The sequence below is a fragment of the Burkholderia sp. Bp8986 genome (genome assembly GCF_003854225.1).
Lineage (GTDB): Bacteria > Pseudomonadota > Gammaproteobacteria > Burkholderiales > Burkholderiaceae > Burkholderia.
Genome location: NZ_QTQM01000043.1, coordinates 39,347 through 61,211 on the forward strand (window position 1 = coordinate 39,347; position 21,865 = coordinate 61,211).

Genomic DNA, 21,865 nt, shown 5'->3' on the forward strand with positions numbered 1-21,865 from the left:
TACAGCCGGAAACGATTCAGTCGGTAGCGCACGCGAACCTTCGCGTAATCTACCGGCTCCAACCTTCGCATCGACTCTTCATGCAGGTCTCCATGATGAAAAAACTGTTCCTGATTCCCGTTTTCGCGGCGCTGTTCTCGTTCGGCAGCGCAGCTCACGCGCAAGTCGACCAGTCGAACCCGCAGGCGCTGATCAAGACGGCGACGCAGCAGGTGCTCGACGAGGTCAAGCAGCAGACGATCAAGCAGGGCGACACCAACCGCATCATTACGATCGTCAACAAGGACATCCTGCCGTACACCGATTTCCGCCGCACCACGCAGCTCGCGATGGGCCGCAACTGGCGCACGGCGTCGGCCGAGCAGCAGCAGCAGGTTCAGGAGCAGTTCAAGCTGCTGCTGATCCGCACGTATTCGGGCGCGCTTGCGCAGCTGAAGCCGGACCAGCAGATCCAGTACCCGCCGTTCCGTGCCGATCCGGCCGACACCGACGTCGTCGTGAAGACGGTCGCGATGAACAACGGCCAGCCGGTCCAGATCGATTACCGCCTGTACAAGACGGCCAACGGCTGGAAGGTGTATGACCTGAACGTGCTGGGCGCATGGCTGATCCAGACGTACCAGCAGCAGTTCAACGAGAAGATCCAGCAAAGCGGCGTGGACGGCCTGATCAAGTTCCTGACGCAGCGCAACCAGGAACTTGCCGCCGGCAAGCAGGCGTCGTGAGCGGCTTCGCGGCCGGCTCCTCGCTGACCGTCGCGAGCGCGAAGTCCGCGCTCGCGGACGGTCTCGCGCGCATCGACGCGGGCGAAACCGCCGTCGACTGCGCGGCGCTGACGCAGTTCGACTCGTCCGCGCTCGCCGTGCTGCTCGCATGGCAACGTGCCGCCAAAGCGCGCGGTGCGACCCTCGACATCCTCAATCTCCCCTCGAAGCTCGCCAGCCTCGCGCGCGCCTACGGCGTCGACGCGCTCATCGACGGCACCGGGCGACATTGACCCTGTCCGACCGAAGCCTGCCGCGCCAGCCGGCGCGCGCACGCTTCAGGCCGCGCGCCTTAGGCGCCGGCTCCACCAGCCGGTTTGCCCTATAATCAAGCGTTTTGCGGGGCAGCCAATCGGCGTCCGGCCCCCATTTTCTTTCGCAGCAAGCACAGAATAGGCGTCGCGGCCCCTGCGCCGCGCACAGTCATGTCAGCCATAGAAATCCGTCACGTCAAGAAGCGCTACAAATCGCTTCAGGCGCTCAAGGGCGTCAGCCTGTCGGTCGAGGAGGGCGAGTTTTTCGGTCTGCTCGGCCCGAACGGCGCAGGCAAGACCACGCTCATCAGTATCCTCGCCGGGCTCGCCCGGGCCGATGAAGGCAGTATCTCGGTGCGCGGCCACGACGTCGTCAAGGACTTCCGCGGTGCGCGCCGCGCGCTCGGCGTCGTGCCGCAGGAACTCGTGTTCGACCCGTTCTTCACCGTCCGCGAGACGCTGCGGATCCAGTCCGGCTATTTCGGGCTGCGCCGCAACGACGACTGGATCGACGAAGTGATGGCCAATCTCGACCTCACCGAGAAGGCCGACGCGAACATGCGCGCGCTGTCGGGCGGCATGAAGCGCCGCGTGCTGGTCGCACAGGCGCTCGTGCACCGGCCGCCCGTGATCGTGCTCGACGAGCCGACGGCCGGCGTCGACGTCGAGCTGCGCCAGACGCTGTGGAAATTCATCTCGCGGCTGAACCGCGAAGGCCACACGATCGTCCTGACCACGCATTACCTCGAGGAAGCCGAGTCGCTGTGCGACCGCATCGCGATGCTGCGCCGCGGGGAGGTCGTCGCGCTCGACCGCACCGACGCGCTGCTGCGCCGCTTCGCGGGGTTGCAGCTGTACCTGCGACTGGCAACGGGCGCGCTGCCCGCCGAGCTGCGCGGGCTGGAGACCGATCCGGCCGCACGCGCGCCGGGCGAGCATCTGCTGCGTCTCGCGAGCTACGACGATGTCGAACGGATTCTCGCGCAGTGTCGCGCGGCGGGCTGCACGTTCGACGAGATCGAGGTCCGCAAGGCCGACCTCGAGGATGTGTTCGTCCAGGTGATGAACGGAGCAGAAGTCGTCGAGGGATTGGCATGAGCGGTTTTCAAACGCTGTTCTACAAGGAACTCCTGCGTTTCTGGAAGGTGTCGTTCCAGACGGTGTGCGCACCGATCGTGACGGCGCTGCTGTACCTGACGATCTTCGGCCACGCGCTGTCGGGCCGCGTCGAGGTGTATCCGGGCGTCGAGTACGTGAGCTTCCTGGTCCCCGGCCTCGTGATGATGAGCGTGCTGCAGAACGCATTCGCGAACAGCTCGTCGTCGCTGATCCAGTCGAAGATCACCGGCAACCTCGTGTTCGTGCTGCTGCCGCCGCTGTCCTACAAGGACATCTTCGGCGCGTACGTGCTCGCGTCCGTCGTGCGCGGGCTCTCGGTCGGCGCGGGCGTGTTCGTCGTGACGATCTGGTTTATCCCGATGCATTTCGCGGCGCCGCTGTTCATCATCGCGTTCGCGCTGCTCGGCTCGGCGATCCTCGGCACGCTCGGGCTGATCGCCGGGATCTGGGCCGAGAAGTTCGACCAGCTCGCCGCGTTCCAGAACTTCCTGATCATGCCGCTGACGTTCCTGTCCGGCGTGTTCTATTCGACGCACTCGCTGCCGCCCGTGTGGCGCGAGATCTCGCGTCTCAACCCGTTTTTCTACATGATCGACGGCTTCCGTTTCGGGTTCTTCGGCGCGTCCGACATCAACCCGCTCGCGAGCCTCGCGATCGTCACCGGTTTCTTCGTGCTGCTCGCGATGTTCGCGATGCGGCTGCTCGCGACCGGCTACAAACTGCGTCATTGATATCGACGGCGGCGGCCGCCACGGGCGGCGCGCGCCGACAGGAGCCCCTCATGTTGCCGACTCCCGAACAGGTCAAGCAATACATCGCCGGCGGTCTCGCCTGCACTCATCTGGAAGTCGAAGGCGACGGCCAGCATTTCTTCGCGACGATCGTGTCGGCGGCCTTCGAAGGCAAGCGGCCGATCCAGCGGCACCAGCTCGTCTATGCGGCGCTCGGCGATCGCATGAAGCAGGAAATTCACGCGCTCAGCATGAAGACGCTGACGCCCGCCGAATGGCAGAACGCATAAACCGGAACCACTGAGTGCAAGTCACCGTCAACGAGCGCGACGCCGTCCAGAGCGTCGCCACGGCACACCCGGCCGCCAACGGGGAATCGCAGGGACATGGGATGGACAAGCTGGTGATCGAAGGCGGTCGCCGGTTGTCGGGCGAGATCGTCGTGTCGGGCGCGAAGAACGCCGCACTGCCGATCCTGTGCGCGGGGCTGCTCAGCGCCGAGCCGGTCGAACTCGACAACGTGCCGAACCTGAAGGACGTGCGCACCACGCTGAAGGTGCTGAACCAGATGGGCGTGAAGAGCGAAACGGACGGCTGCCGCGTGCAGCTCGACGCATCGCGCGTCGACAACCTCGTCGCGCCGTACGAGCTCGTCAAGACGATGCGCGCGTCGATCCTCGTGCTCGGGCCGCTGCTCGCGCGCTTCGGCGAGGCCAAGGTGTCGCTGCCGGGCGGCTGCGCGATCGGCGCGCGGCCGGTCGACCAGCACATCAAGGGCCTGCAGGCGATGGGCGCCGAGATCAGCATCGAGCACGGCTTCATCGAGGCACGCGCGAAGCGCCTGAAGGGAGCGCGCATCGTGACCGACATGATCACGGTGACGGGGACGGAAAACCTGCTGATGGCCGCGACGCTGGCCGACGGCGAGACGGTGATCGAGAACGCGGCACGCGAGCCGGAAGTGAGCGATCTCGCACACTTGCTGGTCGCGATGGGCGCGAAAATCGACGGCATCGGCACCGACCGCCTCGTGATCCAGGGCGTCGAGCGGCTGCACGGCGCACGCCATTCGGTGATTCCCGACCGCATCGAGGCCGGCACGTTCCTGTGCGCGGTCGCGGCGGCGGGCGGCGACGTGATGCTGACGGGCGTGCGCCCGCACATCCTCGACGCGGTGATCGACAAGCTGCGCGAGGCCGGCGTGTCGATCGAGGAAGGCGACAGCTGGTTGCGCGTGAAGATGGACCGCCGCCCGCAGGCGGTGACGATCCGCACGTCAGAATACCCGGCGTTCCCGACCGACATGCAGGCTCAGTTCATGGCCCTCAATTCGGTCGCGACGGGCACCGCGCAGGTCGTCGAGACCATCTTCGAGAACCGCTTCATGCACGTGCAGGAGCTGAACCGGCTCGGCGCGAACATCACGATCGACGGCAACACGGCGCTCGTGACGGGCGTCGACAAGCTGTCCGGCGCGAACGTGATGGCGACCGACTTGCGCGCGTCGGCGAGCCTCGTGATCGCCGGGCTGCGCGCCGAAGGCGAAACGCTCGTCGACCGCATCTATCACCTGGACCGCGGCTACGACCGCATGGAAACCAAACTGACCGCCGTCGGCGCGAACGTGCGCCGACTCTCCGGGAGCCAAGCATGACCGCGCCGCTGACCCTCGCCCTGTCGAAGGGCCGGATTTTCGAGGAAACCCTGCCGCTGCTGGCGGCCGCCGGCGTGCAGGTGGCCGAGGATCCGGAAACGTCGCGCAAGCTGATCCTGCCGACGACCGATCCGAACCTGCGCGTGATCATCGTGCGCGCGAGCGACGTGCCGACCTATGTCGAATACGGCGCGGCCGACTTCGGCGTGGCCGGCAAGGACGTGCTGGTCGAGCACGGCGGCTCGGGCCTCTACCAGCCGATCGATCTGAACATTGCTCGCTGCCGGATGTCGGTGGCCGTGCCGGCCGGTTTCGACTACGCGAACGCGGTGCGCCAGGGCGCGCGCCTGCGGGTCGCGACCAAGTACGTCGAAACGGCACGCGAACACTTCGCCGCGAAGGGCGTGCACGTCGACCTGATCAAGCTGTACGGCTCGATGGAGCTGGCGCCGCTCGTCGGGCTGGCCGACGCGATCGTCGACCTCGTCAGCTCGGGCGGCACGCTGAAGGCGAACAATCTGGTCGAGGTCGAGGAGATCATGGCGATCTCGTCGCGCCTCGTCGTGAACCAGGCTGCGCTGAAGTTGAAGCGCGCGGCGCTCAAGCCGATTCTCGACGCGTTCGAACGCGCGTCGCAGAATGGCAATTGAGCGCATCACCGTAACGGAACTTCCATGGCCATCACCATCCGCAAACTCGATTCGACCAGCGACGGCTTCGACGCCGCGCTGCGTGCGGTGCTCGCGTTCGAGGCGAGCGAGGACGAAGCGATCGAGCAGTCGGTCGCGCAGATTCTCGCCGACGTGAAGTCGCGCGGCGACGCCGCGGTGCTCGAGTACACGAACCGCTTCGACCGGCTGGACGCCAGCAGCGTCGCCGCGCTCGAACTGCCGCAGGACGCGCTGCAGACGGCGCTCGACGGCCTCGCGCCGAAGGCGCGCGCGGCGCTGGAAGCCGCCGCCGCACGCGTGCGGGCGTACCACGAGAAACAGAAGATCGAGTGCGGCACCCATAGCTGGCAGTACACGGAAAGCGACGGCACGGTGCTCGGCCAGAAGGTCACGCCGCTCGACCGCGTCGGCCTGTACGTGCCGGGCGGCAAGGCCGCCTATCCGTCGTCGGTGCTGATGAACGCGATTCCCGCGCGGGTCGCGGGCGTCGGCGAGATCGTGATGGTCGTGCCGACCCCGGACGGCGTGAAGAACGACCTCGTGCTCGCCGCGGCGCTGCTCGGCGGCGTCGATCGCGTGTTCACGATCGGCGGCGCGCAGGCGGTCGGCGCGCTCGCGTACGGCACGGCCACGGTGCCGGCGGTCGACAAGATCTGCGGGCCGGGCAACGCGTACGTCGCGTCGGCCAAGCGCCGCGTGTTCGGCACGGTCGGCATCGACATGATCGCCGGACCATCGGAAATCCTCGTGCTGTGCGACGGCACGACCGATCCGAGCTGGGTCGCGATGGACCTGTTCTCGCAGGCCGAACACGACGAACTCGCGCAGTCGATCCTGCTGTGCCCGGACGCCGCGTTCCTCGAGCGCGTCGAGAAGGCGATCGACGAGCTGCTGCCGACGATGCCGCGCCAGGACGTGATCCGCGCGTCGCTCGAAGGCCGCGGCGCGCTGATCAAGGTGCGCGACATGGCCGAAGCGTGCCGGATCGCGAACGACATCGCGCCCGAGCACCTCGAGATTTCCGCGCTGGAGCCGCAGCAATGGGGCCAGCAGATCCGCCACGCCGGCGCGATCTTCCTCGGCCGCTACACGAGCGAAAGCCTCGGCGACTACTGCGCCGGCCCAAACCACGTGCTGCCGACCTCGCGCACCGCGCGCTTCTCGTCGCCGCTCGGCGTGTACGACTTCATCAAGCGCTCGAGCCTGATCGAAGTCAGCGCCGAAGGTGCGCAGACGCTGGGCGAGATTGCTTCCGAACTCGCATACGGCGAAGGGCTGCAGGCGCACGCGCGCAGCGCCGAACTCCGGATGAAGGGGTGACCCGCGCGCCGGAGCCGATGCCGACGCATCGACTCCGGACGACGAGGAGACCAAGCGCAGGGCGGCAGCCGCCGCCCTGCCGACCAATTTGACGCTGGCGCGACGCACGCCGGCTTGAGACCATGACGACGCCACAAGACATCATCCGCCGCGACGTGCTCGCAATGACGAGCTACCCGGTGCCCGACGCGAGCGGGTTCGTGAAGCTGGATGCGATGGAGAACCCGTATTCGCTGCCGGCGCCGCTCGCGGCGGCGCTCGGCGAGCGCCTCGCGCAGGTCGCGCTGAACCGCTACCCGGCGCCGCGCCCGGGCGCGCTGCTCGACAAGCTGCGCCGTGCGATGGGCGTGCCGGCCGCGTGCGACGTGCTGCTCGGCAACGGTTCGGACGAAATCATCAGCATGATGTCGGTGGCCTGCGCGAAGCCGGGCGCGAAGGTGCTCGCGCCGGTGCCGGGCTTCGTGATGTACGAACTGTCCGCGAAGTTCGCGCAGCTCGAATTCGTCGGCGTGCCGCTCAAGGCCGACCTGACGCTCGACGCCGACGCGATGATCGCGGCGATCGCCGAGCACCGGCCCGCGATCGTCTATCTCGCGTACCCGAACAACCCGACCGGCACGCTGTACGACGAAGCCGACGTCGAGCGGATCATCGCGGCCGCGCGGCACAGCCTGATCGTGATCGACGAGGCGTACCAGCCGTTCGCGGAGCGCTCGTGGCTGCCGCGTGCCGCCGAGTTCGACAACGTCGTCGTGATGCGCACGGTCTCGAAGCTCGGCCTCGCGGGAATCCGCCTCGGCTATCTCGCCGGGCTGCCGACGTGGCTGACCGAGTTCGACAAGGTGCGCCCGCCGTACAACATCAACGTGCTGACCCAGGCGACCGCCGATTTCCTGCTCGACCACCTCGACGTGCTCGACGCGCAGGCGGCCGAACTGCGTGCGGAACGCACGCGCCTCGCGCAGGCCGTGGCCGCGCTGCCGGGCGCGACGGTGTTTCCGAGCGCCGGCAATTTCCTGTTGGTGCGCGTGCCGGACGCGGCGGCCGTGTTCGATGCGTTGCTCACCGAGCGGGTGCTGGTCAAAAACGTGAGTAAAATGCATCCGTTGCTGGCCGAATGCGTGCGGCTGACCGTCGGTTCTCCCGACGAAAACGCGCGCCTGCTGGCTGCCTTGAAACTCGCGCTGCCCGGTTGACCCCAGGGCGCGGCGGCGCGCGACGATCAATCCCCATTTACATCAGACTCAATCAAGGAATTGCCATGCGTGTGGCGGAAGTCGTTCGCAATACCAGCGAAACGCAGATCCGTGTGAAGCTCGATCTCGACGGTACGGGCCGGCAGAAGCTGGCCACCGGCGTGCCGTTTCTCGACCATATGCTCGATCAGATCGCGCGACATGGTCTGATCGATCTCGAGGTCGAAGCGCATGGCGATACGCATATCGACGACCACCATACGGTCGAGGACGTCGGCATCACGCTCGGTCAGGCCGTCGCGAAGGCGATCGGCGACAAGAAGGGCATCCGCCGCTACGGCCATTCGTACGTGCCGCTCGACGAGGCGCTGTCGCGCGTCGTGATCGACTTCTCGGGCCGGCCGGGTCTCGAATTCCACGTGCCGTTCACGCGCGCGCGGATCGGCACGTTCGACGTCGACCTGTCGATCGAATTCTTCCGCGGGTTCGTGAACCACGCGGGCGTCACGCTGCACATCGACAACCTGCGCGGGATCAACGCGCACCACCAGCTCGAAACGGTGTTCAAGGCCTTCGGCCGGGCGCTGCGTGCGGCGGTGGAGCTCGACGAGCGCGCGGCGGGGCAGATTCCGTCGACGAAGGGCAGCCTCTAACTTTCGAACGGACAGGACGCCACGGACAACCTCACGGCTTCGGCGCGGCGCGCCGGCTTGCGATGGATCTGCTCAAATCGTTCATTTCCCTGCTCGCGCTGATCAATCCGGTCGGCGCGGTGCCGTTCTTCCTGAGCCTGACGGCGCAGCAGACGGACGACGAGCGGCGCCGCACGATCCGGATCGCGTCAGTGTCGGTGTTCTGCGTGATGACGGTGACGACGCTGCTCGGGCAGCAGATCATCGACTTCTTCGGCATATCGGTCGGCTCGCTCGAAGTGGGCGGCGGGATCATCATGCTGCTGATGGCGATCAGCATGCTGAACGCTCAGGCCGGCAACACCCGCTCGACGCCGGAGGAGCGCCATGAAGCCGAGCAGAAGGACAACATCGCGGTCGTGCCGCTGGCGATTCCGCTGCTCACGGGCCCCGGCTCGATCAGCACGGTGATCATCTATGCGGCGAACTCGCATCACTGGTATGAGCGAGCCGGGCTCGTCGCGATCGGCGCGGCGCTGGCTCTGCTGTGTTTCTTCGCGATGCGGCTTGCCGAGCCGATCGCGAACTGGATCGGCCGCACCGGCATCAACATCGCCACGCGGCTGATGGGTTTGATGCTGTCGGCGCTGGCGGTGGAATTCATCGTCAATGGACTGAGGGCGCTACTGCCTGCACTGAGATGAAAACTTCGATTGCGATTGTGGATTATGGGATGGGCAACCTGCGCTCGGTCGCGCAGGCGCTCAAGAAGGCCGAACCGGCCGCCGACGTGGCGATCGTCGACACGCCGGCCGCGATTCGCGCGGCCGACCGCGTCGTGCTGCCCGGCCAGGGCGCGATGCCCGACTGCATGCGCTGCCTCGGCGAATCGGGGCTGCAGGAAGCGGTGATCGAGGCGTCGCGCACGAAGCCGCTGCTCGGCGTGTGCGTCGGCGAGCAGATGCTGTTCGACTGGAGCGCGGAAGGCGACACGAAGGGCCTGGGCCTGCTGCCCGGCAAGGTCGTGCGCTTCGAGCTCGACGGCCGGCTGCAGGACGACGGCTCGCGCTTCAAGGTGCCGCAGATGGGCTGGAACCGCGTGCGCCAGTCGCAGCCGCACCCGCTCTGGGACGGCGTGCCCGACGACGCGTATTTCTACTTCGTTCACAGCTATTACGTGAGCCCGGACAACCCGGCGCACACGGTCGGCGAAACGGCCTACGGCGCGCCGTTTACGTCAGCGGTCGCGCGGGACAATCTCTTCGCGACCCAATTCCACCCCGAGAAAAGCGCGGAAGTCGGGTTGCGTCTGTATCGCAACTTCGTACACTGGAAGCCGTGAACGTGGTGCGCGAGCCACAGTTGACAGGGCGCAAACGCCTGTCGTGCGGGGCTCGCACGCTTAAGCACCGAAAGAGTTGTACTAAACTAGCGAGACGGCGCGGCACCGGTTTGGCCGGTGCGCGCCGGATTCTTTTCATTTTCCACGACGACACCCGATTGCTATGTTGCTGATTCCGGCCATCGATCTCAAAGACGGTCAGTGTGTGCGCCTCAAACAGGGCGATATGGACCAGGCCACGATTTTCTCCGAGGACCCGGCGGCGATGGCCCGCAAGTGGGTCGATCTCGGCGCCCGGCGGCTGCATCTGGTCGACCTGAACGGCGCATTCGCCGGCAAGCCGAAGAATCTCGAGGCGATCGAAGCGATCCTCGACGAAGTCGGCGACGAAATCCCCGTTCAGCTCGGCGGCGGCATCCGCAGCCTCGAGACGATCGAGAAGTATCTCGACGCGGGCCTGTCCTACGTGATCATCGGCACCGCGGCCGTGAAGGATCCGGGCTTCCTGCAGGACGCGTGCACCGCGTTCGCGGGCAACATCATCGTCGGCCTGGACGCGAAGGACGGCAAGGTCGCGACCGACGGCTGGAGCAAGCTGACGGGCCATGAGGTGATCGATCTCGCGCAGAAGTTCGAGGACTACGGCGTCGAGTCAATCGTCTACACGGACATCGGCCGCGACGGGATGCTGCAGGGCATCAACATCGAGGCGACCGTGAAGCTCGCGCAGGCGGTCGGCATTCCGGTGATCGCCAGCGGCGGCCTGTCGAACCTCACGGACATCGAGAACCTGTGCGAAGTGGAAGAGCACGGCGTCGAAGGCGTGATCTGCGGCCGTGCGATCTACTCCGGCGATCTCGATTTCGCGGCCGCGCAAAAGCGCGCGGACGAACTGAACGGCGAACTCGACAACGCGTAACCGCGGTGTCCCGTTCGCCGGGGCTGCCCGCAGGCGGCCCCGACCGGAAGCCTCGCGCGAGGCTTCCGCAACCGGCCGTTCCACCGCGGCCTATGGCGTACATCATGGCTCTAGCTAAACGCATCATCCCCTGCCTGGACGTGACTGCCGGGCGTGTCGTCAAGGGCGTCAACTTCGTCGAGCTGCGCGATGCCGGCGACCCCGTCGAAATCGCCCGCCGCTACGACGACCAGGGCGCCGACGAACTGACGTTCCTCGACATCACCGCGACCTCCGACCAGCGCGACCTGATCCTGCCGATCATCGAAGCCGTTGCGTCGCAGGTGTTCATTCCGCTGACCGTCGGCGGCGGCGTGCGCGCCGTCGAGGACGTGCGGCGCCTGTTGAACGCCGGCGCGGACAAGGTCAGCATGAATTCGTCGGCGGTCGCGAACCCGCAACTCGTGCGCGACGCGGCCGACAAGTACGGCTCGCAGTGCATCGTCGTCGCGATCGACGCGAAGCGCGTGTCGGCCGACGGCGAGGCGCCGCGCTGGGAAGTCTTCACGCACGGCGGCCGCAAGGGCACTGGCCTGGATGCGATCGAATGGGCGCGCAAGATGGCCGAACTCGGCGCGGGCGAGATCCTGCTCACGAGCATGGACCGCGACGGCACGAAGTCGGGCTTCGACCTCGCGCTCACGCGCGGCGTGTCGGACGCGGTGCCGGTGCCGGTGATCGCATCGGGCGGTGTCGGCTGCCTGCAGGATCTCGCGGACGGCATCAAGGACGGCCGCGCGGACGCGGTGCTGGCCGCAAGCATCTTCCACTACGGCGAGCACACGGTCGGCGAGGCGAAGCGCTTCATGGCCGAGCAGGGCATCGCGGTGAGGCTGTGATGAATACGGAAACGAAATCCCTGCCCGCGTGGCTCGACAAGGTCCGCTGGGACGACAACGGCCTCGTGCCGGTGATCGCGCAGGAAGCGTCGACGAACGACGTGCTGATGTTCGCGTGGATGAACCGCGAGGCACTGGCGAAGACGATCGAGACGCAGCGCGCGGTCTACTATTCGCGCTCGCGCAAGCGCCTGTGGTTCAAGGGCGAGGAGTCGGGCCACGTGCAGCACGTGCACGAGGTGCGGCTCGATTGCGACGAGGACGTCGTGCTGCTGAAGGTCGAGCAGGTGTCGGGCATCGCCTGCCACACCGGCCGGCATTCGTGCTTCTTCCAGAAATTCGAAGGTACGGTGGACAGCGGCGACTGGGTCGCGGTCGATCCGGTGCTGAAAGACCCCGAACACATCTACAAATGACGCAATCGACCGAAGACACGCTGCTGCGCCTCGCGGCCGTGATCGATAGCCGCAAGGGCGGCGACCCCGAACAATCGTACGTATCGCGCCTGTTCCACAAGGGCGACGACGCGGTGCTGAAGAAGATCGGCGAAGAGGCGACCGAAGTCGTGCTGGCCGCGAAGGACGTACGCCAGGGCGGCGCGCCGACGGCGCTGGTCGGCGAGGTGGCCGATTTGTGGTTCCACTGCCTCGTGATGCTGTCGCATTTCGACCTGAGCCCGGCCGACGTGATCGCCGAACTCGAGCGCCGCGAAGGGTTGTCGGGCATCGAGGAAAAGGCGCTGCGCAAGCGCCGCGAGCGCGAGGAAAACGGCGGTTGACGGCTCGCGGCCTGCCGCGCCGGCGACAGTGCGGTAAGCTGTAAGAATTGTCATCCAACGGGGGTAGCATCATGACCGATACGCCGAGCCAGCTTCCGACGCCGTCGGTGCCGGGTGCAGCGGACGCCGAGCGGCTGAACGGTTTGCGCACGTTGACGCACGTGCTGTACGGCCTCTACGCGATTCATTGGCTGACGGGCGGCGTCACCGGCCTCATCGCGATCATCATCAACTACGTGAAGCGCGGCGACGTGGCCGGCACGCCGTACGCCGACCATTTCGAGTGGCAGATCCGCACGTTCTGGCGCGCGCTGATCGCTTACGTGATCGGCTTCGCGCTGATGTTCGTGGGCGTGGGATTCGTCATCATGTTTGTCACGTGGATTTGGACGCTGTACCGTATCATCAAAGGTTGGCTGTACCTGAACGACAACAAGACGCTCGATCCGCAGGCCTGGTTCTGACCGGCGCGCGGGCGTTTCGCAGGAGCAACATGAGTCACGATCCGAATTGCCTGTTCTGCAAGATCGCGGCGGGCGAGATCCCGAGCACGAAGGTGCACGAGGACGACGAATTCGTCGCGTTCCGCGACATCCGCCCCGCGGCCGAGACGCATGTGCTCGTGATTCCGCGCCGGCACGTGCCGACGCTGTCGGCGGCGAGCGAGGCCGACGCGCCGATGCTCGGCCGGCTGATGCTGCTGGTCGCGCGTCTGGCCGACCAGCTCGGCGTCGCGTACACGGGTGGCGAAACCGGTTTTCGCACGGTGATCAACACAGGCCCCGGCGGCGGGCAGGAGGTTTACCACCTGCACGCGCACATTCTGGCCGGCCCGCGCCCGTGGCTGCGGATGGGTTGACGTCGCGGGGCGTTTCCCCGCATCGATAGTCGAAGCCGGCGTGCCGCCGGCGATTTGCGCCGCGACGCGGCGTGGTTGAGGAGAGGTTTCATCATGGGTGGATTGAGCATTTGGCACTGGCTGATCGTGCTGCTGATCGTCGCGCTGGTTTTCGGTACGAAGAAGTTGCGCAACATCGGCAACGACCTCGGCAGCGCCGTGAAGGGTTTCAAGGACGGCATGAAGGACGGCGAGACGCCGGCGGACGCGCAGCAGCTGCCGCGCAACGGCTCGGTCGACGTCAACGCGAAGGAAACGACGCGTTCCGACTCGAACAAGGCGTAACGCCGGCACGCTGACAGGCATTCGCGATGCTGGATCTCGGTCTTTCGAAGATGGCGCTGATCGGCGTCGTCGCGCTCGTGGTGCTCGGCCCCGAGCGCCTGCCGCGCGTCGCGCGTACGGCCGGCGCACTGTTCGGCCGCGCGCAGCGGTACATCAACGACGTGAAGGCCGAGGTCTCGCGCGAAATCGAACTCGACGCGTTGCGGACGATGAAGACCGATTTCGAGACGGCCGCGCGCAATGTCGAGACGACGATTCACGACAACCTGCGCGAGCACGAGAAGGAACTGAACGACACGTGGAACTCCGCGGTCGGCGGCCTTAACGAAGGCTCGGTCGATGCCGGTACGTACGGCTCCGACACGCCCGCGGCGCCGTCGTGGCGCGGCAGCACGGCCGCGCTCGCGCCGAAGCGTCGCAACTGGCGTGTGAAACAGGCGGCGACGCCTGTCTGGTACAAGCGCGCGACGACCCGCCGCACGCACGTGCAGTCGGGGGCCGCGCGTGTCGCGCGCCACCAGCCGGCCAGCCTGCGCCGGCCGACGCGCTTCTTCTGAGCCGAGCGCATGCTCGCTCGTCAATCCTACCGAGGGCCGGTGTGAGCGACCCCCAGCAGAACCCGGGCGACGCCCCGGAAGAAACCTTCATTTCCCATCTCGTCGAGCTTCGCGACCGCATCATTCGCGCGGGGCTGGCCGTGATCGTCGTGTTCCTCGGGCTCGTGTACTGGGCGCCCGACATCTTCCGGCTGCTCGCGCGGCCGCTGATGGAAAACCTGCCGAAGGGCGGCAGGATGATCGTGACCGACGTCACCGGCTCGTTCTTCGTGCCGATGAAGGTCACGATGCTCGTCGCGCTCGTGATCGCGCTGCCGATCGTGCTGTACCAGATCTGGGCGTTCGTCGCGCCGGGGCTGTACCAGCACGAGAAGAAGCTCGTCGCGCCGCTCGTCGGCAGCAGCTATGTCCTGTTCCTGTGCGGGATGGCGTTCGCGTACTTCCTCGTGTTCCCGACGATCTTCCGCGTGATGGCGCACTACAACGCGCCGCTCGGCGCCGAGATGTCGACCGATATCGACAACTACCTGAGCTTCGTGCTCGGGATGTTCATCGCGTTCGGCGTCACGTTCGAGGTGCCGATCGTCGTCGTGCTGCTCGTCCGGATGGGCGTGCTGACGTTGAAGAAGCTGAAGGAGATGCGGCCGTACGTGATCGTCGGCGCGTTCGTCGTCGCGGCGGTCGTCACGCCGCCGGACGTGTTCTCGCAGCTGATGCTCGCGTTGCCGCTCGTCGTGCTGTTCGAGATCGGGCTGCTGGCCGCGCGATTCTTCGTGCCGAAGCCGACGGAAGAACCCGAGGCAGAGAACGGCGCCGCGAGTTGATGCGGGACCGGTGCGCGGCGGCCGGCATGATCGCGGTCGTCGATACGGCCCCTCGACAGCGTTGAAGCCGCGCGCGCCGACCGGATGGTGCAGATCGCGAGGGCGCCCGCAGCTTCTTCACCGTGAAGAAGGCATGCCGGAGCAACGCCGCCGGACCAAAGCAACAGGGCAGCCGATCAGGCTGCCCTTTTTTGTTTCCGTCCTTGGCCGGCAAGCGGCGCCGGTACGCCGCCCGCCGGAGGTCATTCGCTGTCGCTGTCCTGTTCGTCGAGCGCCTGCTTCGGCGGCGGCGGGCGCTTGCCGATCACGACCTTCACGTCGAACTCCTTGCCCTTGCGCACGACATGCACCTTGGTCGGCGTGCCCGGCTTGATCTGCGCGACGGTGTTCAGCAGCTTCGTCGTGTCGGTGATGTCGTCGCCGTTCACGCTCACGAGGATGTCGCCGGGCTTGATGCCGGCCTTGTCGGCCGGCCCGCCCTGCAGCACGCCCGCGACGATCGCGCCCGACTTCTGCTGGAGCCCGAACGATTCGGCGATTTCCGGCGTGACGTCCTGCGGCTCGACGCCGATCCAGCCGCGCGTGACCGAGCCCGTCGTGATGATGCTTTCGAGCACGGTGCGCGCGGTCGACACGGGAATCGCGAAGCCGATGCCGAGCGAGCCGCCCGAGCGCGAGTAGATCGCCGTGTTGATGCCAAGCAGGTTGCCGTTGACGTCGACCAGCGCGCCGCCCGAGTTGCCCGGGTTGATCGGCGCGTCGGTCTGGATGAAGTTCTCGAACGTGTTGATGCCGAGGTGATTGCGGCCGAGCGCGCTGATGATCCCCATCGTGACCGTCTGGCCTACGCCGAACGGGTTGCCGATCGCGAGCACGACGTCGCCGACCCGCGACTGGTCGGAACGGCCGAGCGTGATCGTCGGCAGGTTCGTCATGTTGATCTTCAGCACGGCGAGGTCGGTTTCCGGGTCGCTGCCGATCACCTTCGCGGTGCCCGTGCGGCCGTCGGCGAGCGCGACTTCGATCTGGTCGGCGCCGTCCACTACGTGCTGGTTCGTTAGAATGTAACCTTCAGGGCTCACGATAACGCCCGAGCCCAGATTGGCGGCCGGTTCGTCGTGCTGCTTGCGCGCATTGCGGTCGCCGAAGAAGTAGCGGAACAGCGGATCCTTCGCGCGCGGATCGGGCGGCAGCGAGCCGTCCTTGCTGGAGAAGACGTTGACGACGGCGGGCATCGCCTTTTGCGCGGCCTCGGCGTACGACGTGGTCGCGGGGGCGCCGCCGATGCCCGGTGCGACTTCGCGCAGCGCGACGATCGGCGTGGCGAGCTGCTTGCCGAGCTGTCCTTGCCGTTGCAGCCATTGCGGCTTGAGCGTCACGACGATGAACATCAGCGCGAGCAGTACGGTCACCGCCTGCGCGAAGAACAGCCAGAAGCGTCTAAGCATCTGAAAGGATTAGAGGTTTATATGGATCGGATCGAACTTGAATTGTACTTGAACAATACCCTTGAAATCGCGCGCTTCAAGGACTATTGCCCGAACGGCCTCCAGGTCGAGGGGCGCCGCAAGATCGAGAAGATCGCCACCGGCGTGACGGCGTCGGTCGCGTTCCTCGAAGCCGCGCTCGAATGGGGCGCGGATGCGGTGCTCGTCCATCACGGCTATTTCTGGCGCAACGAGGCGCCGCAGATCACCGGCCGAAAGTACCAGCGGCTAAAGCTGCTGCTCGCGAACGATCTGAACCTGTTCGCATTCCACCTGCCGCTCGACGCGCACCCCGAGTTCGGCAACAACGCGCAGCTCGGCGAGAAGCTCGGGCTGCTCGGCGAGCAGCGTTTCGGCGATGGCGACCTCGGCTGGATGGCCACGCTGCCGATGCCCGTCTCGCTCGAGCACTTCGTCGCGAAGGTCGAGCGCACGCTCGGCCGCACGCCGCTCGTGCTCGGCGATCCGGAGATGCAGTTGCGCCGCATCGCATGGTGTACGGGCGCCGCGCAAAGCTATTTCGACGCGGCGATCGACGCGGGCGCCGACGTGTTCCTGACCGGCGAGGTGTCGGAATCCGTCACGCACGCGTCGGCCGAAAGCGGCGTCGCGTTCGTTGCGGCAGGGCACCACGCGACCGAGCGCTACGGAATCCAGGCGCTCGGCGCCCGCTTGTCCGAAGAATTCGATCTCGAACACCTTTTTATCGATATTCATAATCCGGTCTGAACGCCGGATTTGCGGCGGTGCATCGAAATTTCGCAATGTAGCGCATGCTTAAAAGCGAAATGATTTAATCGCTCCGATAGTGGGGGAAAACCCTTAACTATCAATTACTTCGAAGGGATTTTCGTCTCCGGGCCTTGTAAATGGCGACTCCATTCGCGCAAACTAGCGGCGGAATGAAAAGTCGTGACGGAAAATCCAACTCAGAAGTGGGGCGTGTGATGCGAGACAAGGAAGAGAAACGCGTCGACAGCGGCCGCCGTACCTGGCTGATTGCGACATCCGTAGCAGGTGGCGTGGGAGGCGTAGCCACCGTCATACCTTTCGCGGCGTCGCTTGCGCCGTCCGCGAAAGCGAAAGCGGCCGGAGCCCCGGTCGAGGTCGACATCAGCGGCCTGAAGCCCGGCGAGATGGTCACGGTGCCGTGGCGCGGCAAACCCGTCTGGATCCTGAATCGCACCGATTCGATGCTGGCCGACGTCGTCAAGGCCGACAAGGAAGTGGCCGATCCGACCTCGAAATCCCCGTATTCGATGCCGTTGCCCGCGTATTGCGCGAACGAATATCGCTCGCGGGCCGATCGCAAGAACATTCTCGTCGTGATGGCCGTGTGTACGCACCTCGGCTGCACGCCTAGCCAACGCTTCACGCCGGGTCCGCAGCCGAACCTGCCGGACGACTGGCCGGGCGGCTTCCTGTGCCCGTGCCACGGTTCGACCTACGACCTCGCCGGCCGCGTGTTCAAGAACAAGCCGGCGCCCCAGAATCTCGACATCCCGCCCTACATGTTCACGTCGGCGACGACCCTCGTGATCGGCAAGGACGAGAAAGGAGAAGCGTGATGGCCGACAACAAGGAAGTCTCCACGACAGGTCTCACCGGCTGGGTCGACCAGCGCTTCCCGCTCACGTCCACCTGGAAGAAGCACGTTTCCGAGTACTACGCGCCGAAGAACTTCAACTTCTGGTACTTCTTCGGCTCACTCGCGCTGCTGGTGCTCGTCAACCAGATCGTCACGGGCATCTTCCTGACGATGAACTACAAGCCCGACTCGACGCTCGCGTTCGCATCGGTCGAGTACATCATGCGCGAGGTGCCGTGGGGCTGGCTGATCCGCTACATGCACTCGACCGGTGCGTCGATGTTCTTCGTCGTCGTGTACCTGCACATGTTCCGCGGGCTGATGTACGGGTCGTACCGCAAGCCGCGCGAACTCGTGTGGATCTTCGGCTGCGCGATCTTCCTGTGCCTGATGGCCGAGGCGTTCTTCGGCTACCTGCTGCCGTGGGGCCAGATGTCGTTCTGGGGCGCGCAGGTGATCGTGAACCTGTTCTCGGCGATCCCGTTCGTCGGCCCGGACCTGTCGTTGTGGATCCGCGGCGACTACGTCGTTTCCGACGTCACGCTGAACCGCTTCTTCGCGTTCCACGTGATCGCGATTCCGCTCGTGCTGGTCGGCCTCGTGATCGCGCACCTCGTCGCGCTCCACGAAGTGGGGTCGAACAACCCGGACGGCATCGAGATCAAGGCGAAGAAGGACGCGGACGGCATTCCGCTCGACGGCATCCCGTTCCACCCGTACTACTCGGTGCACGATTTCTTCGGCGTCTGCGTGTTCCTGATGGTGTTCGCGCTGATCGTGTTCTTCTCGCCGGAGATGGGCGGCTACTTCCTCGAGTCGAACAACTTCGTCCCGGCGAATCCGCTGCAGACGCCACCGGAAATCGCGCCGGTATGGTACTTCACCGCGTTCTACGCGATGCTGCGCGCGACCACCGACCCGTTCAAGATCGTGCTGATGATCGTGATCGCGCTGCTCGGCGTGCTCGCGCTGATCCGTGCGCGCGGCAAGTGGAAGGTCGGGCTGCCGGTGCTGGCCGCGGCGATCGTCGTATTCATGTTCCTGACGGAATCGAAGTTCTGGGGCGTCGTCGTGATGGGCTCGGCGGTGATCACGCTGTTCTTCCTGCCGTGGCTCGACCGCAGCCCGGTGAAGTCGATCCGCTACCGGCCGCTGTTCCACAAGGTGTTCCTCGGGATCTTCGTCGCGGCGTTCCTGATCCTCGCGTTCCTCGGCACGCGGCCGCCATCGCCGGTCTCGACGCTGATCGCGCAGGGCTGTGCGCTGATCTACTTCGCGTTCTTCCTCGGCATGCCCGTCTGGACGCCGCTTGGCACGTTCAAGCAGCCGCCGGAGCGGGTGCGCTTCAAGCCCCATTAACGAGAGCGAGGAGAGAACGACATGAAGAAACTGCTTTCGACGCTCGCGCTGATCGGGGCGACGGCCGTCGCGCTGCTGGCGGCGCCGGCCGTGCACGCGGAGGGTAATTTTCCGCTCGACCGGGCGCCCGATAACACGGAAAATCTCGTTTCGCTTCAGCACGGCGCGCAATTGTTTGTAAACTATTGCCTGAACTGCCACAGCGCGAACCTGATGCGCTACAACCGTCTGACGGATCTGGGCATATCCCAGAAGGAGATCGAAACGAATCTCCTGTTCACGACCGACAAGGTCGGGAACACGATGTCCGTCGCGATGCGGCCCGAAGACGCGAAGAACTGGCTCGGCACGACGCCGCCCGACCTGTCGGTCGAGGAGCGGGCGCGCGGTCGCGACTGGCTGTACACGTATCTGCGGAGTTTCTACCGCGACGATACGCGGCCGAGCGGCTGGAACAACGCGGTGTTCGAGAACGTCGGCATGCCCCATGTATTGTGGCAACTGCAGGGGCAGCGCACTGCCAAATTCGAAGACAAGACGGACGAGGAGACGGGCGAGAAGGTCCACACGCTCGTCGGCTTCCAGCAGGTCACGCCGGGGACGTTGTCGCCGCCGGACTATGATGCTGCGGTGGCCGACCTGGTGGCCTATATGACATGGATGTCCGAGCCGGCCCAGCAGACCCGCAAACGCCTCGGCGTGTGGGTGCTGGTCTTTCTCGGTGTCCTGACTTTCCTGGCCTGGCGGCTCAATGCCGCGTACTGGAAAGATATCAAGTAAACACGCCTGACCGGCGTGGGGCCGGCGCAAGGCGGAACCCGTGAAAGGGGTTGCGCCGCGTGCCGGCCCTCGGCTTTTTTGAGGAAACGCAAATATGATGGTTCTGTATTCCGGCACAACTTGCCCGTTCTCCCAGCGTTGCCGGCTGGTGCTGTTCGAGAAGGGGATGGATTTCGAGATCCGTGACGTCGACCTGTTCAACAAGCCGGAAGACATCTCGGTGATGAACCCGTACGGTCAGGTGCCGATTCTGGTCGAACGCGACCTGATCCTGTACGAATCGAACATCATCAACGAATACATCGACGAGCGCTTCCCGCACCCGCAACTGATGCCGGCCGACCCGGTGCAGCGCGCCCGTGCACGCCTGTTCCTGCTCAACTTCGAGAAGGAGCTGTTCGTTCACGTCAGCACGCTCGAGAACGAGAAGGGCAAGGCAGCGGAGAAGAACCACGAGAAGGCACGCCTCGCGATCCGCGATCGCCTGACGCAACTCGCGCCGATCTTCGTGAAGAACAAGTACATGCTCGGCGAGGAGTTCTCGATGCTCGACGTCGCGATCGCGCCGCTGCTGTGGCGTCTGGATCACTACGGCATCGAACTGTCGAAGAACGCCGCGCCGCTGATGAAGTATGCCGAGCGGATCTTCAGCCGTCCGGCCTATATCGAAGCACTGACGCCGTCCGAAAAGGTCATGCGTCGTTGATGATGCAATGAGGGCAAGACGGAGCGGGCGGCGCGGCGTGCCGCGTGCCCGCTCCGGGTTCGAGGATTGTGATGCAAGAGATTTCAACGAAGCCTTATCTGCTGCGCGCGCTGTACGAGTGGTGCACCGATAACGGTTACACGCCGCATATCGCGGTGAGGGTCGACAACTCGACGCGCGTGCCGCGTCAGTTCGTGCGTGACGGCGAGATCGTGCTCAACATCAGCTTCGAGGCGACGAGCCAGCTGCAGATGGGTAACGAGTGGATCGAGTTCACCGCCCGGTTCTCCGGGAAGGCGCACAAGATCGAGATTCCGGTGGCCAACGTGCTCGCGATCTACGCGCGCGAGAACGGCCAGGGGATGGCGTTCCAGGTCGATGCGGTGGCGGGCGAGGGCGCGGATTCGGGCGCGTTCGAGGACGATGCCGAGCAGGCCGATGAGGTGCGGCGCGACGAGTCGCCTGTCGTGCTGGCGCCGGTTGCCGATCAAGGTGCGAACGAAGAACCGTCCGAAGGCGCCGACGAACCGCCGAAAACCGACGGGGATGGCTCGAAAGGCGGCAGCAGACCTCGCCTCAAGATCGTGAAATGAGGTAGAATCTCGCGCTTACGCCGGCTTAGCTCATCTGGTAGAGCAGTTGATTTGTAATCATCAGGTGGCGGGTTCGAGTCCTGCAGCCGGCACCATATTGAACGAAGGGCCGGGAGATTGATTCTCCCGGCCCTTTGTTTTTTGGATATCCAAGGCGAAACACGCGACGCCGACCGCATGGCAAACCGGCTTCGGCATACGGCATCCAACTCGGTCACAAGCATCGCCCTCGAGGCTGAAGATGCCTACGCTCCCGCCCCGATCCGCACGACGTGCGCTGCGCTGGCAATCCGAGCGCGCATCGCACATCGTTGCACCCCCGTTTCCCTGTCACGCCCGCGTCACGCTGCGCCCCTAACGTTGCACGTTCCGTCGCGGCGCCACCGTCGCGATTCGGGCGTGCGTAACCCGCACGCGACGCCGTGCTTGCGTCGCGCAACGGTCAACCGGGATCTCGCTCCCGGCGGCGCATCGACTATGCCTCGCGTCATTCCATTCAAAAACACGATCGACGCCGTTCGAACCGGATC

General features: G+C 65.5%; 28 protein-coding genes and 1 tRNA gene. 28 read left to right on the forward strand and 1 reads right to left on the reverse strand.

Annotation, left to right across the window (positions count from 1 at the left end):
- Window positions 1–95: 95 nt before the first annotated feature.
- The 21 genes from DID99_RS29045 (at window position 96) to tatC (ending at window position 14,822) form a co-directional block, all read left to right on the forward strand.
- Window positions 96–725: a phospholipid-binding protein MlaC gene (locus tag DID99_RS29045; RefSeq protein ID WP_044846000.1), complete on the forward strand. Its 630-nt coding sequence runs from the start codon at window positions 96–98 to the stop codon at window positions 723–725.
- Window positions 722–997 (forward strand): lipid asymmetry maintenance protein MlaB, encoded by a 276-nt coding sequence (locus tag DID99_RS29050; RefSeq protein WP_044845962.1) that lies wholly within the window; start codon window positions 722–724, stop codon window positions 995–997. The genes DID99_RS29045 and DID99_RS29050 overlap by 4 nt, the downstream gene beginning before the upstream one ends.
- Before the next feature lie 192 nt (window positions 998–1,189).
- Window positions 1,190–2,116 (forward strand): ABC transporter ATP-binding protein, encoded by a 927-nt coding sequence (locus DID99_RS29055; protein WP_044845961.1) that lies wholly within the window; start codon window positions 1,190–1,192, stop codon window positions 2,114–2,116.
- Window positions 2,113–2,868, forward strand: coding sequence for an ABC transporter permease (locus tag DID99_RS29060; RefSeq protein WP_044845960.1), 756 nt, complete (start codon window positions 2,113–2,115; stop codon window positions 2,866–2,868). Before DID99_RS29055 ends, DID99_RS29060 begins: the two co-directional genes overlap by 4 nt.
- Window positions 2,869–2,918: 50 nt before the next feature.
- Window positions 2,919–3,158, forward strand: a complete 240-nt coding sequence (locus tag DID99_RS29065; protein WP_006477131.1) for a BolA family protein — start codon at window positions 2,919–2,921, stop codon at window positions 3,156–3,158.
- Between the two features lie 14 nt (window positions 3,159–3,172).
- Complete coding sequence (murA, locus tag DID99_RS29070) at window positions 3,173–4,522, forward strand: UDP-N-acetylglucosamine 1-carboxyvinyltransferase (protein ID WP_124487855.1); 1,350 nt, start codon at window positions 3,173–3,175, stop codon at window positions 4,520–4,522.
- Window positions 4,519–5,172: an ATP phosphoribosyltransferase gene (gene hisG / locus DID99_RS29075; protein ID WP_006751807.1), complete on the forward strand. Its 654-nt coding sequence runs from the start codon at window positions 4,519–4,521 to the stop codon at window positions 5,170–5,172. The genes murA and hisG overlap by 4 nt, the downstream gene beginning before the upstream one ends.
- A 24-nt stretch (window positions 5,173–5,196) precedes the next feature.
- The gene (gene hisD, locus DID99_RS29080; RefSeq protein WP_044845958.1) at window positions 5,197–6,513 is read left to right on the forward strand and encodes a histidinol dehydrogenase; all 1,317 of its coding nucleotides are present in this window, start codon (window positions 5,197–5,199) and stop codon (window positions 6,511–6,513) included.
- Between the two features lie 122 nt (window positions 6,514–6,635).
- On the forward strand, window positions 6,636–7,709 hold the full coding sequence (gene hisC, locus DID99_RS29085; RefSeq protein WP_044845957.1) for a histidinol-phosphate transaminase: 1,074 nt from the start codon (window positions 6,636–6,638) through the stop codon (window positions 7,707–7,709).
- A 65-nt stretch (window positions 7,710–7,774) separates the two neighbouring features.
- Window positions 7,775–8,362, forward strand: coding sequence for an imidazoleglycerol-phosphate dehydratase HisB (gene hisB, locus DID99_RS29090; protein WP_006751804.1), 588 nt, complete (start codon window positions 7,775–7,777; stop codon window positions 8,360–8,362).
- A 62-nt stretch (window positions 8,363–8,424) separates the two neighbouring features.
- Window positions 8,425–9,045 (forward strand): YchE family NAAT transporter, encoded by a 621-nt coding sequence (locus DID99_RS29095; protein WP_044845956.1) that lies wholly within the window; start codon window positions 8,425–8,427, stop codon window positions 9,043–9,045.
- Window positions 9,042–9,683 carry an imidazole glycerol phosphate synthase subunit HisH gene (gene hisH, locus DID99_RS29100; RefSeq protein ID WP_044845955.1) on the forward strand — a complete coding sequence of 214 codons (642 nt, stop codon included), beginning with the start codon at window positions 9,042–9,044 and terminating at the stop codon, window positions 9,681–9,683. Before DID99_RS29095 ends, hisH begins: the two co-directional genes overlap by 4 nt.
- A 163-nt stretch (window positions 9,684–9,846) precedes the next feature.
- Complete coding sequence (gene hisA / locus DID99_RS29105; protein ID WP_034183653.1) at window positions 9,847–10,602, forward strand: 1-(5-phosphoribosyl)-5-[(5-phosphoribosylamino)methylideneamino]imidazole-4-carboxamide isomerase; 756 nt, start codon at window positions 9,847–9,849, stop codon at window positions 10,600–10,602.
- A 104-nt stretch (window positions 10,603–10,706) separates the two neighbouring features.
- The gene (gene hisF, locus DID99_RS29110) at window positions 10,707–11,480 is read left to right on the forward strand and encodes an imidazole glycerol phosphate synthase subunit HisF (RefSeq protein ID WP_044845999.1); all 774 of its coding nucleotides are present in this window, start codon (window positions 10,707–10,709) and stop codon (window positions 11,478–11,480) included.
- On the forward strand, window positions 11,480–11,896 hold the full coding sequence (gene hisI, locus DID99_RS29115) for a phosphoribosyl-AMP cyclohydrolase (protein ID WP_044845954.1): 417 nt from the start codon (window positions 11,480–11,482) through the stop codon (window positions 11,894–11,896). Before hisF ends, hisI begins: the two co-directional genes overlap by 1 nt.
- Window positions 11,893–12,258 (forward strand): phosphoribosyl-ATP diphosphatase, encoded by a 366-nt coding sequence (locus DID99_RS29120; protein ID WP_044845953.1) that lies wholly within the window; start codon window positions 11,893–11,895, stop codon window positions 12,256–12,258. Before hisI ends, DID99_RS29120 begins: the two co-directional genes overlap by 4 nt.
- A gap of 71 nt (window positions 12,259–12,329) precedes the next feature.
- The gene (locus tag DID99_RS29125; protein WP_124487859.1) at window positions 12,330–12,722 is read left to right on the forward strand and encodes a hypothetical protein; all 393 of its coding nucleotides are present in this window, start codon (window positions 12,330–12,332) and stop codon (window positions 12,720–12,722) included.
- A gap of 29 nt (window positions 12,723–12,751) precedes the next feature.
- Entirely contained in the window at window positions 12,752–13,117 is a 366-nt protein-coding gene (locus DID99_RS29130; protein ID WP_044845951.1) for a histidine triad nucleotide-binding protein, read from the forward strand.
- A 93-nt stretch (window positions 13,118–13,210) separates the two neighbouring features.
- Window positions 13,211–13,441, forward strand: coding sequence for a Sec-independent protein translocase subunit TatA (gene tatA / locus DID99_RS29135; RefSeq protein WP_044845950.1), 231 nt, complete (start codon window positions 13,211–13,213; stop codon window positions 13,439–13,441).
- 26 nt (window positions 13,442–13,467) lie between these two features.
- Window positions 13,468–13,998 carry a Sec-independent protein translocase protein TatB gene (tatB, locus tag DID99_RS29140; RefSeq protein ID WP_044845949.1) on the forward strand — a complete coding sequence of 177 codons (531 nt, stop codon included), beginning with the start codon at window positions 13,468–13,470 and terminating at the stop codon, window positions 13,996–13,998.
- Window positions 13,999–14,039: 41 nt separating this feature from the next.
- Entirely contained in the window at window positions 14,040–14,822 is a 783-nt protein-coding gene (gene tatC, locus DID99_RS29145) for a twin-arginine translocase subunit TatC (RefSeq protein ID WP_044845948.1), read from the forward strand.
- 242 nt (window positions 14,823–15,064) lie between these two features.
- Here the strand turns inward: tatC and DID99_RS29150 are convergent, their stop codons facing one another.
- Window positions 15,065–16,270 carry a Do family serine endopeptidase gene (locus DID99_RS29150; protein WP_044845947.1) on the reverse strand — a complete coding sequence of 402 codons (1,206 nt, stop codon included), beginning with the start codon at window positions 16,268–16,270 and terminating at the stop codon, window positions 15,065–15,067.
- A gap of 21 nt (window positions 16,271–16,291) precedes the next feature.
- Between DID99_RS29150 and DID99_RS29155 the strand changes: the two genes are divergently transcribed.
- The 7 genes from DID99_RS29155 to DID99_RS29185 all read left to right on the forward strand — a co-directional run bounded on the left by DID99_RS29155 (window position 16,292) and on the right by DID99_RS29185 (window position 21,430).
- Window positions 16,292–17,038 carry a Nif3-like dinuclear metal center hexameric protein gene (locus DID99_RS29155; RefSeq protein ID WP_124487861.1) on the forward strand — a complete coding sequence of 249 codons (747 nt, stop codon included), beginning with the start codon at window positions 16,292–16,294 and terminating at the stop codon, window positions 17,036–17,038.
- A 218-nt stretch (window positions 17,039–17,256) separates the two neighbouring features.
- Entirely contained in the window at window positions 17,257–17,877 is a 621-nt protein-coding gene (petA, locus tag DID99_RS29160; protein ID WP_124487917.1) for a ubiquinol-cytochrome c reductase iron-sulfur subunit, read from the forward strand.
- Complete coding sequence (locus tag DID99_RS29165; protein WP_124487862.1) at window positions 17,874–19,256, forward strand: cytochrome bc complex cytochrome b subunit; 1,383 nt, start codon at window positions 17,874–17,876, stop codon at window positions 19,254–19,256. The genes petA and DID99_RS29165 overlap by 4 nt, the downstream gene beginning before the upstream one ends.
- A gap of 21 nt (window positions 19,257–19,277) precedes the next feature.
- Window positions 19,278–20,036, forward strand: coding sequence for a cytochrome c1 (locus DID99_RS29170; protein ID WP_124487863.1), 759 nt, complete (start codon window positions 19,278–19,280; stop codon window positions 20,034–20,036).
- A 94-nt stretch (window positions 20,037–20,130) separates the two neighbouring features.
- A complete protein-coding gene (locus DID99_RS29175) occupies window positions 20,131–20,742 on the forward strand; it encodes a glutathione S-transferase N-terminal domain-containing protein (RefSeq protein WP_006400565.1) in 612 nt (203 codons plus the stop codon).
- A 71-nt stretch (window positions 20,743–20,813) separates the two neighbouring features.
- Window positions 20,814–21,335, forward strand: coding sequence for a ClpXP protease specificity-enhancing factor (locus DID99_RS29180; RefSeq protein ID WP_044845942.1), 522 nt, complete (start codon window positions 20,814–20,816; stop codon window positions 21,333–21,335).
- Window positions 21,336–21,354: 19 nt separating this feature from the next.
- Window positions 21,355–21,430, forward strand: a tRNA-Thr gene (locus DID99_RS29185).
- Window positions 21,431–21,865 lie beyond the last annotated feature (435 nt).